Below are 14,833 nucleotides of genomic sequence, written 5' to 3'. Positions count from 1 at the left end.
CGCTATAGTTGCATCAATGGGATCAGCGTACGTGCACTGATGCGCGGCAGATCGGCGGCGTTCGGGCGGGAAGTGATCGGCGTCTCGGCAAGATCCGTCGACGCGATCCGAACCGCCCGCGGCCGGCCGTCCGGCACCGCGACAACGACGTAGGCGGGACCGCGCCCCGAACGCTCCTTCAGCACCTCAAGGCGGTACCCAAACAGAAAATGATGCGGGTCCGTGATCGTGACGTGAGGCGCGACCCGCTCAAGAATAGCGGTACTCTGACGTGTTCGGCGATCCCACCTACGCCGATGCCGTGCTCGACCGCCTGGTCCACAACGCCCACCGGATCGATCTCAACGGCGAGAGCCTGCGGCGAACCCGCAAACCCGACCGAAAGGCCTGAGCCAGTGGCGCTGTGGACATGCCGCTGCGCTTGGACAACGCAAAGAGCGTTGCCCACATGCCCACAGCAGACCAACAGCAGACCAACAGCAGACGAAGAAGGGCCTCAAGCCGCGATTCAAGGTTGACCCCGCGGCTTCACCGATGCCAGAAACCAAAACAGCCAGAACGCCTCGCGCCCCGGGCGACATCAAATCGGAATGGTGGGCGAGATCATCGGAATCGGCAAACCTGCTAGGATTGGTAGTTGGCCATGTCCAGCACTTGCCGCTCCAATGGCAAGGTGGCTCGAGCGCCCAGCTGGCGCGCCTTACGCGGCGCCCGGCCGTGAAGTTGCCAGTTTCGGCAGCACGGAAAGACGAGATTGAGACCTTGAAGGGAAATGGCGGCCGGTTCGAATCAGGCGGCGGCAGGGTAGGAAAATCTGCAAGGTTCTCCTGAATGACGCAAAAATGCTGCACTATGACCGACGAAGACGAGAACTATCGCTTGCCGCCAGCCCTATGATGCAGGAGCCCGCGTAAAGTGTTTGCTTTGCGGTTTGCCGGGAGTCGTGAGTACGGCGAGCTCTCGCAAAACAAGCCTATCGAAACGGGGAAGTCGGGCAAGGAACGATGGAGATGATTGATCAGGCGGCCGCTTCGGACTTGCGGCCGCTATTATACGGCTCGTCAGGGCGCATTCGCTGGGGTTTGATGTTTCTGGCTGTCCTCGTCGGCTTGTGTTCGGTAGCAGCCCAATTTGGTGGGAGCCTCGCAGGGTTTGTCGAGACGCCGGCAGCCGGCCTCGCCGATTCGGCGGTGGGCCTGTCAGCGGAGGACAGGACATCCCTGACCGAGATACGTTGGGCGCAGCAGAAGGCGAGCGAGGATATTACAGAACTCAACCGCCGCATCGATGCTCAGCGGAAGGACCTTAAAGGGATCTTAGATCAGATCACGGTGCTGACTTCGCGGATTGAGTCCTTGCAGATTCCAGCACCTGTCCCTTCCGCTCCCTCCGCTATTTCTTCGTCGTCGGCACAAGCTGCTTCGAGCCCGGCCAAGAAGCGCGTCGAGAGGTCCAAACCACAGGGGCCTGTTTCCGTCGGAGGTGCGCCAGTGATCGCAGGACAGAGGACGGGCGGCCCTTGACGCCTCAGGCTGCTGCGCGGGGGATCTTAAAGTTCCACCAGCTGCTGCGGCGCGCCAAGTCCCTATCGAGAGCTCGATTGATCAGCAGATACTCTTTCTTCCGATCCGCATCTCTCGGCATTTGAACCGAATTTGAATCTCCACTTTCAGGCGGAGCTGCCCGCGGCGCTTCTTCCGATCACTCGTTAGCGAGGGAGCGCCATGCTTTGGATCTGCTCACATGCGTGGCTTTGCTAATAGGGTGTGCGGTCGCGATAAGCATCGAATGCGGCAGCCACAGCGCGGATGACAAAACGGTGCTCCTGCTTGACGCGGATGAAACCGTCCTGGATCTCTACTATTCCGTCCTCAGTGAGCGTTTCCAAGCGGTCCGCTGAATCAAGAAAAGCGATCGGATCAAATCCGTGGGCAGCACACAGTGCCGGCACGTCGGCCTGCAAATCGCACATCAGGCGCTCGATGATTGCAGCCCGCAGCCGATCTTCTTCAGTGAGACGGTAGCCCTTCGACGTCGCCAGACGACCTGCTCTAATGTGTTGGTTATAGGAAGCAGTTGCGACCTCGTTCTGGACGTAGCCGTCACGGAGACGGCCGATGGCTGACGGACCAAAGCCGATCACGGTTTTGCAGGTATCGGCCGAATAGCCCAACGAGTTGCGGCGCAGCCAACCCGCTTTCTGGGCCAGCGCGAGCTCGTCGTCCGACAAGGCGAAATGGTCGAGCCCGATTTGGTGGTAGCCGGCGGAGACCAGCGTATCTGCCACGGCGGCGGCTTGCTCGGCGCGGGCAATATTGTCAGGCAGCGCCGCCTCGTCGATCTGGCGCTGACGTTTCATATAGGAGGGAACGTGGGCGTAGCCGAAAATCGCAAGCCGGTCGGGCCGCATGGCCACGGCCGTCCTTGCGGAGCTTACACAGGACTGCACCGTCTGATGCGGCAGTCCGAAGAGAAGGTCGAAGTTGATGTGGCTTATTCCATGCTGGCGAAGGCTTTCGACCGCAGAAGCCGCCTGCGCCTCGCTTTGGAGCCGGTTGACCGCCCTTTGAACCTTGGGGTCGAAGCTTTGCACGCCGATGCTCGCGCGGCTGACCCCGGCTGCTCCTAAAGTTTGCGCCATTTCGGTCGTGAACGCGCGCGGGTCGATCTCGATGGCGACGGTAGCCGACTTGCTGAACGCGAAGCAGCTGCGCAGCAATTCCATCAAGGCAAGGAAATTGGCAGGCTTGATGGTAGTCGGAGTTCCGCCGCCGAAATGCACGTCGCTGACGGGCAAGGCGCGCGGCAGTTGGTCTGCAACCAAACGAATCTCCTCCCGCAGCGCCGCCAAATAATTGCGAATCGACCGCTCGCTGCGAATAAGGCTCGTGGGAAAGCCGCAATACCAGCAGATCGACTGGCAGAAAGGGACGTGGAGATAGAGCGATACTGGTTCGTCGGGCGGCAGCCGCCTCAACCATGTCTCACAAGTCTTGGCGCCGATCGTCGTGGTGAAATCCGGTACAGTTGGGTAGATGGTGTACCAAGGCAGGCGAGCATCGCAATACTTGTTCAGGAGTGCGGTCTGCAAGGCTTGACGCTCCCATGCTCATACGGACCCGAAGCTGACCTATGCGCTCTCCTGTGGCTTTGCGTTATGTCAACTCGCGCAAACTTGGTCATGAAATCTGTATCACGTTCCCGAGGTCAGGGGCTGAGGTGGGCGTGAGAGGCATCCACTGGCGATCATTTGGATGCTCGTGCGAAAGATGAGCGTCTCACATGCACATGGCCGATAGCCGCTAGACGTCCTTCCGACCAACTTGCGCGCAGGAATTTAGCAAGGAAAGGGACCATTCAGTGCGATCGGTGAGCCGAGTGGCTTCTCGCCGCTTTCCTCGCTAGGTGGCACCTCTCGGATAAATGCCGCGAGCAGGATGCGTCCGGCGGGCGATGCCATGGACAGTAAGTTGCTGGTTGGATGACGCTGACAAGTACGAGATCATAGAACTTGACGCTAGGTGAGATTCAAGTCCTTTAGAGCCGCGCATGAAATCATTTTGGATGCCACGTCAAAAGAATGGATGGGGCCTCAATTCCGCCACGCTGCTTGTCTCATTGCCGCAAGCATCGTCACGGATGTACTGATGATGTTGGGGCGGGCCCGGCGCACTTCCAACCCGGCAAAGTGCGTCGGGGCGCCTTGGCTCGGAGGCGTCCCGTCGCCGAATACAAGCTGCTTTCCACACCAAGTTTCGGGCGCTGGTGATCGCGAAGGCCAGCCGGGCCAGCTTCCTCACGCCTGGACACTATCTGCGATATGTTTCTGCTGCGCTTCTGCACTTCATTTCGCTTGTTCTTGCGATCGCTTTTGCGGTTATCGATTCTCGCGAGAGCCCGCGCAATTGTGCAGTTCGCGTCCTCGTTAGCGATGAGGGCGTTCATCGTGCCCTTGAGGCCGACATGCAGGTGCGTAACCTCACACTCGGATAAAGTAACGATCTTTACGTTGGCACAGGCATGCGCTTGAACACGCTAGCGATATCTTATCACGCGAGAGGCGATCCATCGCCTCCGCCAGCACCACTTGAAATCGCCCGCGCAAGGCGTCGGCAATAAGCGCTTGGACGCCGGCACGCAGAAGCGATGCACCGGAAATCGGGTGGTCGGAACATTCCTCAACGACTCGAGAACCCAGCTTCTCGGCATAGGCACGGCAGACGCGAAACTTGTCCGCGATCGACGCGTCTCGCTGGTTGTCACTGGAGTAGCGGGCGTAAAGCGCGACCTTCATGACTTGGTCTCCGGTGAAGTCAGGTGCGCTGCGACCCTTGCTCCTTGTTGGCTTGTCCGTACCAGCGGCTGCGCCGCATGGCGAGCGAGCAGACGCACGAATTCGACGAGACGTGGATCTGGCGCGTTGCGGCACTGTGATGCAAGCGTCAACTCCAGTTCGCTGCACCTGTCGATGTCTTTGCATTGCTGAACGCCAACGTCTTTCATCGGAGTGCCACCAAGCGTTGGTCGCACCGGGATAATCCGAGCACCATTAGCTCTACGATAGGCAACAATAAAAAGAAACTCGATGCCAGGCCTTGGATGCGGCTGGCGTGCTCGATCGGACGACTTCGCGTCGTCGCGGGCTGAATCGTATTTTCCGCGTCGTGCGAAAACTTGCGCTTCGGCTTGATTGCAAACTAACTACGTTATCAGATCATTCCATGTTTGCGATATAGATAGTGCGATTCAGTCGGCCGGCGGATTCAGGAAAAACGATCTCGCTCAATGAGTCTGCGTTCTCATCGATGAGCGTCGTCTTTTGTTCTATATGCGCGCGGCAGGCATTCACACATCGGCGCGCGTTCTACTCCGATCAGCTCGACTACCCATTTCAACAAAGTGGGCGGGACCCGCATCCGGGCGAACCGGAGCGCGTTGAAGACCGCATCGGCGCTGGCGCCGTTACCCAATGCCGCCAGCACGGCGGGATGGGTGAGTACATCAAAAGAATTTCCAACGGTCAGGCGCGGATACCGTTCACCGCAGATACGCGTAGCCTTACGCTCGTCGATCAGGGTGATCGCTCCTTTCTCGGCGCCATAGGCGATGGTCGCGGCTTCGCCGTCGTCGAGGGTTGCGTCGCCCCGTCCGATCACCAGATCCTCGAAATGGGGCTCGGTGAGATCGTCAAGCTTCGCAACGGAGATAAGGCCTGCCGCAACAAGCTCGGCGACTAATTGCCCGTCATTTCGACCATTCCGGCAGTCTTCGAGGAGCTCTCCCTGCACGACATCCGTAATGATGAAGGGATTCGGAATCGCCTTCAAAATATGTGGCCCGCAGGCCGTGGCATTCAGATTGATCACGGTACTCGCATCGACAACAACCGGCGCGGTGGGGTCAATCAGGCATGAGAGCCCCATCGGCTTCGCTCCCTTCTATTTCCAGGCCATCGAACATGCGCCGCAGCTCGACACGGTCCAGATGGAGCATGCGGGCGAGTTGCCCCTCGCTCAGTATCCCGCGGCGCCAGGCTTCGCCGGCGAGAAGCCCGAGCCGAAGCGTCGTCGGCCTGTCCGCATCCGCTTTATGGAGGTCGGGACCCGAAAGATCGCCCAACACCTGAGCGGCCTGCTGATCGCTAATGCCTCCATTCGCCTGAAACCAATCCCACGTCCCGGACTTCGCCAGCTTGAGTTCCTCCAATCGCCTGACGATAGCTTCACGTGATACGCCGAAGAAATGTGCGAGCACGATGACATGCCGCCGGGTCAGTTTTTCCGATCCGACGGTAATCTCCCTGAATTTCTGCATGACCGCACGGGCAGGGGTCATGAAGGCTCTGCCGAAGGTGTTGGCGTAACGCTCCTCACGAGAGTTCTCAGTCACGCCCTCCTCCAGAACTTCCGGCTCCCGCCGCGTAGAAACCAGATGACCGAGCTCGTGGGCTGCCGTTTGGGCACGGCGATCGCGTGGGTGATTGCCATTGAGAAGAATGCAGGCGCCGAGCGCCTCGTCGTAGGCGAACAGGCCGGAGATTCCGCCGTCGATCCGACGGATATAGACGCGTACACCAAGTTCAAGCTCAAGCAGCGTTACGATGTCGGAGATCGGGCTCAAGCCTAATCCGAGCCGCTGTCGCAATTCGAGCGCGTCCTGTTCGGCCTGTGCCCGAACGTCACCGGGAAGGATCGGGCGCTCCGGTGGATAGTTACGCAGCGGTTGCACGCCGAGAAGCCGCTCTAGCTCCGCTTCGGCGCGCGCCAAGTTCTCTAATTGCTTCACAGCGAGTTCGACCGCATCATCCTCTTGCTGGAACAACTTGCGGAATTTAGGGGTAAGATCCGTATGAATCGCCTCCTGCCGCATCAGCTCATTGATCGACATTTTGTAAAGGCTCGCGAGCTTGCGCAACTCATCGATCCGCACACGCCGCTGGCCTTGCTCGATCGCAACCAGAGTGGTTCGTGAAAGCCCGACAGATTCCGCCGCCTCCGCCTGCTTGAGCTTGACGCGGTCGCGCGCTTCACGGAGGCGCTCACCAACTTCCGTCGGCGGCATGGTCTCAAGCAGACTGGTCATTGTCGGCCCACTGAACAACAAACGACTGTGGTCCCAGTGAATTCATATTGGTTTTCCATTCTTTTTGGTGTTGGGAGAGCAGCCGGTCCAGTTTTGGACGGATGACCGCTTCGAGGGCGCGTGCGAGCTGAAAGGCCGCGAGATCGAGTGGCCGTTCTGCCGCACGCGACTGCTTTAAATACGCGAGGTGATCGAGATGCAACGTGCCTGCGATTGCATAATGCTTTTGAACGCGGGTCTTTTTATCGAACCCTTTAGCGGCTCCCGCATCGAAGGTAGGCGCAGAGAGATTTTCCCAGACATACGTATCTGCGGGCTCGTTAAGGTCAGCCGCATGAACGCTCAGGCGGCGCAGCATACAGGCCGCGCAAATACCGCATTGGCGCCGGTGATTATCGACCGACACATGACGGTTGTCCTGCCAACATGACCGCGTCTTCGACCACTCGGTGTTCTTGCCCTTGCTCAATGCCATGTACGCTTTGAGCGTTTCACCCTTGGTAAACCACAGGCGCAGGAATACGAAGGCGATGTCGTAGCCGAGAAGCGCTTGGAAAAACGCCGTCATGTGCTTCATGAATCGGGGATGGTTCCGGTAATCCTCATAAGCCTGACCGACGGGCACGAGCGTTGGGCCGAGCGCACCCTGTCCGCTTTCGGGGACGATGACCTTGCCGGCTTTTGCGAAATACGCGGCCGCCCCACTCAGGACAGCAAATTTGAACCCCCGCGACCGGGCGGTTGATTCGATAAAGCGGGATGCGCCGGGCTTCACTTGATAGGGCAGCGTCATGAAAGGCTGCTTCCGCCCAAACGAATCTTTAGGGTGGTCTTTTTTCTTTGATCCAGGCGAACACGCACCAGCCGACTGCCGTATTCTTCCGCCATCAGCGCGCCGACCGCGCGGGAATCGAGGCCATCGCTGAAGGGAATAACCGCCTCGGCCCCGGTATCCAGATGAAATAGTTCCTGTGCCGGTTCGAGGGCGGACTTTTTCCGCTTTATGAAGGTGACTTTCCACTGATCTCCGGTCAGCAGTTCGAGCGCATCATGCAACGTGTCGGACGCGCTCTTCTGATTCCAAGCGTCGGGGTCATGCACTGGCAGGCGCAGTTCAAAGGCCCGCCCCCATCCCAGGGCCGGGCGGCGCTGTATGCGGTCGCAGAACTCAACGGAAGCGGCGAGCAGCATCAGGTCGAATACGACCGGCTCCCATTTCGCGAAGAAATAGGCCGCAAGATTATGCGTCTTGAAGATGAGGTTGGTCCCGATCTCGCACGGAATCCAGCCGGCGCGCGAGCGACCGCCTTCTTCGTGCACCTGGACTTGGATCGCAGGCAGCTCATCATCGTTCATCGCAGCCTCACACCGTCATCAATTCCTTGCTGCTTGACCAATTGCGGTTGGGCGGCAGCAGTGTCCAGTCCCGACAGGCGGCGGGCAAGCCCCGCAATCGGAGCGCTCGCCACCGCGTCTTCCATGCGATTTCTGACGCGGATCGCCATCGATTCGGGGCTTTGCTTACGCAGATAATGTTCTTCCACTTGCCTGGGCCCCCGCGCCGCGCGGTCGCGCAAGGCGTTCTCGACGCCGTCGCAAACCGCGTCGACGCCGAACTTTCCGTTCGCTACGGATTGGATGACGTGATCGACGATCAGGCGTCGCATCGGGGATCCGGCGGATAGATCCCGCCGCGCAGCTTCCAGTTCGACCGATTTATCTTGTCCGAACATGTCGCTCTGGCGGGCATCGCCCAGGATCGGACGGATGGCGCGGACAACTTCGCCGCAGCCTTCATCGCGCCACGTCTCTTCCAGTGCAGGGACGACGCGCGCGGCGACTTCGTCAGGCTCAAATGCGGCCTTGTGCGCCCATTCCGCAAACTTCTTCCAGGCGGGCGTCATGTTCAAACTTTTGTACGGACCATCACTCATGGCGATTCTGCATGTCAAAAATATAGAAAATAAAATCAGACAATGTCAAATACTGAGAATACCCCTCTTGTTCCCCGCTATAGTTGCGGAGAATAATCTTGCAGATGCGGCGAGTGCGCCCCATAATCACCGCAAGAGGTGCGGAGAATGCCGAAATACATCTACGAATATTCAGACTGGCCCGATTTCCGATGGAATTACGAGGCCCTCGCTCAGCAACTGGCCGCAGTACGCCACCGGCAGGGCCGGTTCATTGGCCGCATGCAGGCGCTTGGTTTCCCGCTACGGGAAGAAGCGGTCTTGAAAACACTGACCGAGGACGTTCTTAAATCCAGCGAGATCGAAGGCGAGATTCTGGACAAGGATCAAGTCCGGTCTTCCATCGCCCGTCGTCTGGGTATGGACGCCGGTGCACTCTCGCCGGCCGACCGCAACGTCGACGGCGTGGTGGAGATGATGCTCGACGCCACACAGCGATTCAAAGAACCGCTTACCGACGAGCGATTATTCGGCTGGCACGGGGCGCTCTTCCCGACCGGGCGCAGCGGCTTAAGCAAGATTAGAGTCGGCGCATGGCGCGACGCGGCATCCGGTCCAATGCAGGTTCTCTCCGGCCCGTATGGCCGCGAAAAAATCCATTACGAAGCCCCCGGCGCCGACCGGATCGATCACGACATGGCGGCCTTCCTCGCCTGGTACAATGCCGACGACAAACTCGACCCCGTTATCAAGGCCGCGCTTGCCCATCTCTGGTTTGTGACCATCCATCCATTCGACGATGGCAATGGACGGATTGCACGCGCGATTGCCGACATGTGGCTCGCGCGCTCAGAGCATAGTCCGCAGCGTTTCTACAGCATGTCGGCTCAGATCCGTGTGGAGCGAAATGCCTATTACGACATGCTCGAAGCCACGCAAAAAGGTGAACTCGATGTCACGCAGTGGCTTGAATGGTTTCTCGCGTGCCTGGATCGCGCCTTCGACGGCGCGGAGGCGATCCTTGCGCATGTCTTCCGGAAAGCCGCGTTCTGGAAGCAATATGTGGAGGCGCCTCTCAACAAGCGACAACGCGATATTCTCAACCGGCTTCTCGACGGATTCGAGGGCAAGCTGACATCGTCCAAATATGCCAAGATCGAAAAATGCTCGGCCGATACGGCGCTGCGCGACATCAATGAGCTCGTTGATCGCGGCATCCTTACGAAAGACGAGGGGGGGGGCCGCAATACGAGCTACTCGCTCACGGAGATCAAGGCCGATGACTTCGCCTCAGATATTTGAAAGCTGAGACAGTTTTTGGCATTTCCGGTTTGAATCCCCGCGCCGCACCCGCTTTGTTTGCGCCGAGAAGAGTGAGCGTTTCCTTCGGGCTGAAGGATCGGATATTCTGGAGGGCGCAGCTGGGACATGACTGGCAACTCGAAGAACAAGGCGCCGAGGAAATTCTGGCGCCCTTTGGCCTAGCAGTCTGCTGAAAAACCCGAGGATTTGCGTCTTCTTTGCCTCGGTGAAGGCCGTCGATCAGATTTCAGGTGATGTGTTTGCCGGTTTGAAGGCATTTTTTGCGTGAGGTTGCCGCCCGGTATTGCTACGCGGCCAGCAGTTTGGGAATGCGGATCAGGTTATAGGCGATCAGATTAAGCAGGAAGTCGGCGGCGACGCGAGCGATGCCACGATGTTTGGTCTTGCGCATGGTGCCATGCTGCTTGCCCCATCCGAAGATGCACTCGACCATCGCCCGGCGTGATTGCGACATGCCGTATCCCGGATGCCGCGTGGTTCGTTCGTCGATGGCGCTGTTGCGGGTCTTGCCGGTTTTGGTGACGGCCTGGTTCTGTGTCACATGCGGCGTCACGCCGATGGCGCGGAGATTGGCGACGTGATCGGCGGTATCGTATGCCTTGTCCTCACCGGCCGTGATGCGGCGGCCTGCGGCTTTGCGTCTCGCCTTCAGCATGGTCTCCGAAGCCCGGCGTTCGGCGGTGCCATTGGCATGCGTGACCCTGCCGGCCACCGCCAGCCCATGCCGGTTCTCCATGGTGGCGTGGCCCATATAGTAAAGCTTGGCCTCCCGTCCGGCCGCCTTGCGGTAAAGCCTGCTGTCAGGGTCGCTGGTGCTCGCATGGGTGTCGTTCTTGCGCTGCTGGCCGTGGAAGTTGGCGCCGTCATCATCGTCACCGCCGCCGTCCTTGGGGCGAAAGCTCTTCTGTGAAGCCCAGGCTTCGATCAGTGTTCCATCCACCGAGAAGTGCTCGTCCGACAGCAGCGGCCTGACCTGCGGATGGTTCAGAAGCCGGGTCATGAACTTCGTGAACACATCGCCGTTCTGCAGCCGCTCCCGGTTCTTGGTGAAGCTGGTCGGGTCCCAGACCGGATCGTCCGGCGACAGGCCCACGAACCAGCGGTACAAAAGATTGTAGTCCAGTTGCTCCATCAACTGGCGTTCCGAGCGGATGCCGTAGAACACCTGCAGCAGCAGGGCGCTCAGCAATTGCTCCGGAGGGATCGAAGGACGTCCCTCGCTGGCATAGAGCCTCCCAAGGCTGCGGTTCAAATCACTCAAGACATCCCGAACGAGTTCCCGGACCTTCCGCAGCGGATGGTTCGCCGGCACACGCTTATCCGGCGCGATGTACGAAAACAGCCCGCCCTGATCCGCAAACCTGCCCCGCATGATCGTCTCTGCCGATTCGAGATGATAAAGTGAATCATCAAGCCTCCTCCGTGGCGAGGGGGTTCTTCAGCAGACTGCTAGAGCGAACGAAGCCTCTCTCTGATCGCGCCTATGAAGGGCGTGTAAATCCCAAGGGGGTGCCATGCCTTTACCTTGGCTGTTCGTTTGTTGCCGATCGGCCCAACACCGCAATTTAGCCAGATGGCTACTCCTGTAGAGGAAAAAGCTTCGGCGATCACGGTTGGCGTATTGAGAGCTTTATCGCTGACGAAGTGCTTCGCAGCCGCGAAGGGCGTCGTTTTGATGCAGCAGAGGATGCGGATTGACATGAGCTCCTCTATCTTCGCGAGTATCCCATCTCATCCCTAATTCAAATCACGATCGACTTGCCCGAAGAGAAATCCCTCCCGAGCATGCCTTCAGAATCGAGACGGCGAATTCGGACCAATAGCGAGCTTGAACTCTGATCTTGGAAATTGGAACGGCCGCTCGCGCCGGACTCGATGGCTCGTGAACTCCGCTACCATCCATTCCGGCCGCTGACGGTGGCTTATCTGGCTCATAAGCTGGCCTGTTCAGAAGTTTGATTGCGAACGCTTGCAGACCGTCTTCACCCAGCACCTCGACATAGTTGACGCGCGAGCCAACAACGAGATTGGCACGGCCTTCCAGGACGCTGATTAAATTGAAGTATATCTCGTGGCCCCTATCGCTCTTGAGGATGCCGAATGTACCCCTTGGATCGATCCGCACGACCGTACCTATCGGCTCTCCTTCACGAGGGCTCGCCTGACCCGCCGCGCCCATCAGGTGCTCTCGGTTTTGCAGCTGGCTGCGCATTTGATTGAAGCTGTCGTGCACGACAGAGGCGAAATCGGCGTGCCGCTCATCCCACTCGCGCGCCCCGCCCGACATTGATCTCCCGCCCATTGGGAAGCGCGAACTGGGTGCTCACCTGATCCTGACCATTCCGGCTCGTGACGATCAACCGGGCACCGAACGGTGATGTGCCCCGCCGTCGCCCGGCGATGTAGCTTTTCCAGGTTGGAAATATGCTGCTCAATGGCTACTTGCAGGCTTTGAAAGGGCGTCAGATTCTCGAGCTCAATTTGAGCCGCGGTTTGCATCATATGGCACCTCGACCTAACCGCGCTGTGAAAAGTAAGACGTGAGATTTTCAAGCGCGAACCAATTGGATGCCGGCGATGAGCAGAACCGCCACAAGGATGAACCTTACAGTTGTCTGGCTCATCCATTTCAGGCCGATGACCGTTCCTGCCACGGCACCCGCCAGTGCGGCGATTGCATAAAGCCCGAAATTCGATGACGGAAATTGGCCAGTGAAAAGAACTCCGACGAAGCCGAGAGCGGAGTTAGCCAGGATAAAAGGCGGCGACAGCGCGGCGGTCTGCTTAGGTGACGCCCAATTCAGTGCGATAAGCGTCGGGGCGAGGAACACTCCGCCGCCCACGCCGGTCAGCCCGGAAACGAGGCCGATGACTGCACCAATGCTCAACGTTCCCCAGAGCGGAGTTTCGCAAACGCGTTCGGCGGCGCGTCCGTGCCGCACGATCATCACGGCGCCTGCCAGAAGAAGTACGACTCCGGTCAGCGTCTTGTAAATGTGTTCCCCGAGCACCATAAGACCACCGGCAAGCGCCGTTGGCATCGATGAAAGCAGAAGCGGACGCAGCATTATCCAGTCAACAACTTTGTTGCGGTTGATGACCCACGTAGAAAAAGTCGCGACCACAATGTTGAGACCAAGCGCCGTTGGGCGCATCTCTGTCGATGGCACACCAGCAAAAGCCATCAACGCCAGGAATGCAGTACCACCCGCCTGACCAACGGTCGTATAGAGCAGTGAGATGATCGCCAGGAGCAGAGAAAACATACTCACCGATCTTGGCGAAGCTCTTCGCCTTGGTTGCGACCGCATCAAGGATGCCCTGCCGAGGTGAGGCGCAATTGTCTTTCCCGTCGGGACTTTGCCTTGGATTCCCAGTTTTAGTCGGAATGCGCGCGGCCGGACCTATAGTCAGTCACGATTGCCATGTGGCGATCGTCTCCGTCAATTACTAAGGTTGGTAGTTGACTGGGCCGCGCAAGAACTTGGTAGCTGCCGGTCGACGGACAAGGCCTGTCGGATGGGCAGTGCTCCCGGCCCCGCCTGACGTCCACGGCTGCATTCCGAGCCGCTGCACATGCACGGTACAGTCGGTTGCCCGGTCGTCGACCTGCTTTTTCGTCATCTCTCCACTGATGCCAGGAAATTACCTTTTGCGGCGACTGCTGCGTGTTGCTCATCGCCCGCACCCTCGACGTTGTGGACGGGCGGAGCACCGGCCAAGGGCAAGCGATGCTAATTGGCAAGACGGGGAAGAAAAATGATGCCCTGTCATCTTCGCCGGCAAGCAGAGCATCGACGGTGACACCACGCAGGTCGAACCCGGTACCCGCGAGCGGGCTGGCGTGCTCTAGCTCACGCGGTTCGCGAAGTTCAGCGCCTAGGGTCTGCCCGCGCTCGGCCTCAGGACGCAGCGAAGCTTCACTCGGGCCGGACCAATCTCTTGCACAATCCAATCTGATCTATGTTGACGTCGCAGCCGGTTGTGCTGGGCGGTTCGTATCGCCGGCTGAATCGTTAGGACAGCCGCCGGATCGCCTCCAAGTCGCAGGGCGCGCACGCCGGCCAAACCAGCGCTCGGACCTTCCGTCCCTACCGCCATCAGCAGGTCGATCGTGCATCGAGAACGTAGACCATCAACATGGCCGTCCCTGCCGCGATCTTCAATATTGTCAGCGCGTCGCCGGCGACCCGGGTAGATCATATTGAATGACGTGAGCGCTGCGGTGCGCGTCGTGCTGTTCGGCCTCGGACGAAGGATAGGGCGGCACCTTGGCTGTTTGACGGAGACGATCACGCCACCGGAGTTGGCGCAGGGCACCGAATTCGGGAATGGCGTCTGAGGCAGCATGCGAGCGCTCCAGACTTCACGAAGAGCAAACCGAAGAATTCAGGTTATGGAATGGAACTTGGCTCCGCCTGGAACAAGCGCAATTGAACGCAGCGACACCGACCTGGATCGGCGTCCTGAGCCGCCCGTCATGGATCTGTTTAGCTTCACTGAATGCGCAAACCAGACGCATTCGCTCAGAGCGCTGTTCGAGCTTCTTGTCAGCTGCGCCACCGAGGAGGGCTTCAGTGAAGTTGCTTACGGCGCCCTCAACTTCGTCGAGCCGCTTCGCCTGGCGGAGTATCCACCCCCGACCGTGGCCATGAAATGGCCGCCAGACTGGTGCGACCGATACTTAAAACGCAAGTACCACACCATCGATCCGGTGGTGCGGCGGACGCCCATGCTTTCTAGGCCGTTTGTGTGGGAGCAACTCGCCGACCACTATCAACTTCAACCTGACGAGAGACGCGTACTGGACGAAGCGAGAGAGGCAGGCCTGAAGCATGGCATGAGCGTGCCATTGTATGGGCCGTTAGGCCGCGTATCTGTGGTGTCGTTTGCATCTCCGTCGGACGATGCTGATCCTCAGGATCGCATCGGTCATCTCAATGCATTGGCTTGGCACTTTCACACAGCCTATGGTGCGCGGCGGCGATCAAGGTGAGACGCGCTCTCAACCTGAA

14 protein-coding genes and 1 pseudogene are annotated in these 14,833 nt (G+C 59.0%); 4 read left to right on the top strand and 11 right to left on the bottom strand.

Translation table 11 applies throughout. The annotated features are described in order from the left end of the window. Window positions 1-274: 274 nt before the first annotated feature. Window positions 275-391: pseudogene (locus H8A95_RS36020) on the top strand (ATP-binding protein); the annotation flags it as partial. A gap of 619 nt (window positions 392-1,010) precedes the next feature. After that, on the top strand, window positions 1,011-1,523 hold the full coding sequence (locus H8A95_RS36015; protein WP_229170604.1) for a hypothetical protein: 513 nt from the start codon (window positions 1,011-1,013) through the stop codon (window positions 1,521-1,523). A 233-nt stretch (window positions 1,524-1,756) separates the two neighbouring features. Here H8A95_RS36015 and hemN read toward each other — a convergent pair whose 3' ends face one another. The 7 genes from hemN to H8A95_RS35980 all read right to left on the bottom strand — a co-directional run bounded on the left by hemN (window position 1,757) and on the right by H8A95_RS35980 (window position 8,516). Beyond that, on the bottom strand, window positions 1,757-3,091 hold the full coding sequence (hemN, locus tag H8A95_RS36010) for an oxygen-independent coproporphyrinogen III oxidase (protein ID WP_229170603.1): 1,335 nt from the start codon (window positions 3,089-3,091) through the stop codon (window positions 1,757-1,759). Window positions 3,092-3,979: 888 nt separating this feature from the next. Next, complete coding sequence (locus H8A95_RS36005; RefSeq protein WP_312001501.1) at window positions 3,980-4,294, bottom strand: recombinase family protein; 315 nt, start codon at window positions 4,292-4,294, stop codon at window positions 3,980-3,982. 505 nt (window positions 4,295-4,799) lie between these two features. Beyond that, window positions 4,800-5,423: a PIN domain-containing protein gene (locus H8A95_RS36000; protein WP_229170602.1), complete on the bottom strand. Its 624-nt coding sequence runs from the start codon at window positions 5,421-5,423 to the stop codon at window positions 4,800-4,802. Then, window positions 5,401-6,582: an XRE family transcriptional regulator gene (locus tag H8A95_RS35995; protein WP_229170601.1), complete on the bottom strand. Its 1,182-nt coding sequence runs from the start codon at window positions 6,580-6,582 to the stop codon at window positions 5,401-5,403. The genes H8A95_RS36000 and H8A95_RS35995 overlap by 23 nt, the downstream gene beginning before the upstream one ends. Then, on the bottom strand, window positions 6,566-7,375 hold the full coding sequence (locus H8A95_RS35990; protein ID WP_229187435.1) for a 7-cyano-7-deazaguanine synthase: 810 nt from the start codon (window positions 7,373-7,375) through the stop codon (window positions 6,566-6,568). The genes H8A95_RS35995 and H8A95_RS35990 overlap by 17 nt, the downstream gene beginning before the upstream one ends. Next, window positions 7,372-7,938, bottom strand: a complete 567-nt coding sequence (locus H8A95_RS35985) for a hypothetical protein (RefSeq protein ID WP_229170599.1) — start codon at window positions 7,936-7,938, stop codon at window positions 7,372-7,374. The genes H8A95_RS35990 and H8A95_RS35985 overlap by 4 nt, the downstream gene beginning before the upstream one ends. After that, on the bottom strand, window positions 7,935-8,516 hold the full coding sequence (locus H8A95_RS35980; protein WP_229170598.1) for a hypothetical protein: 582 nt from the start codon (window positions 8,514-8,516) through the stop codon (window positions 7,935-7,937). Before H8A95_RS35980 ends, H8A95_RS35985 begins: the two co-directional genes overlap by 4 nt. A 147-nt stretch (window positions 8,517-8,663) precedes the next feature. On the opposite strand from H8A95_RS35980, the gene H8A95_RS35975 reads away from it, so the two are divergent. Beyond that, window positions 8,664-9,797, top strand: coding sequence for a Fic family protein (locus H8A95_RS35975; RefSeq protein ID WP_229170597.1), 1,134 nt, complete (start codon window positions 8,664-8,666; stop codon window positions 9,795-9,797). A gap of 307 nt (window positions 9,798-10,104) precedes the next feature. Here H8A95_RS35975 and H8A95_RS35970 read toward each other — a convergent pair whose 3' ends face one another. The 4 genes from H8A95_RS35970 to H8A95_RS35955 all read right to left on the bottom strand — a co-directional run bounded on the left by H8A95_RS35970 (window position 10,105) and on the right by H8A95_RS35955 (window position 13,084). Next, on the bottom strand, window positions 10,105-11,190 hold the full coding sequence (locus H8A95_RS35970) for an IS5 family transposase (RefSeq protein WP_229170596.1): 1,086 nt from the start codon (window positions 11,188-11,190) through the stop codon (window positions 10,105-10,107). 77 nt (window positions 11,191-11,267) lie between these two features. After that, entirely contained in the window at window positions 11,268-11,519 is a 252-nt protein-coding gene (locus H8A95_RS35965; RefSeq protein ID WP_229170595.1) for a hypothetical protein, read from the bottom strand. Between the two features lie 46 nt (window positions 11,520-11,565). Beyond that, a complete protein-coding gene (locus tag H8A95_RS35960) occupies window positions 11,566-12,105 on the bottom strand; it encodes a hypothetical protein (RefSeq protein ID WP_229170594.1) in 540 nt (179 codons plus the stop codon). 262 nt (window positions 12,106-12,367) lie between these two features. After that, the gene (locus H8A95_RS35955; RefSeq protein WP_229170593.1) at window positions 12,368-13,084 is read right to left on the bottom strand and encodes a sulfite exporter TauE/SafE family protein; all 717 of its coding nucleotides are present in this window, start codon (window positions 13,082-13,084) and stop codon (window positions 12,368-12,370) included. A gap of 1,214 nt (window positions 13,085-14,298) precedes the next feature. Between H8A95_RS35955 and H8A95_RS35950 the strand changes: the two genes are divergently transcribed. Continuing rightward, complete coding sequence (locus H8A95_RS35950; RefSeq protein WP_229187434.1) at window positions 14,299-14,814, top strand: autoinducer binding domain-containing protein; 516 nt, start codon at window positions 14,299-14,301, stop codon at window positions 14,812-14,814. Window positions 14,815-14,833 lie beyond the last annotated feature (19 nt).

Origin of the sequence: Bradyrhizobium oropedii (genome assembly GCF_020889685.1) — a bacterium.
Classification (GTDB): Bacteria; Pseudomonadota; Alphaproteobacteria; order Rhizobiales; family Xanthobacteraceae; genus Bradyrhizobium; species Bradyrhizobium oropedii.
Note: the sequence above shows the minus strand (reverse complement) of the source record. Positions and strands in the feature narration are given on the sequence as shown.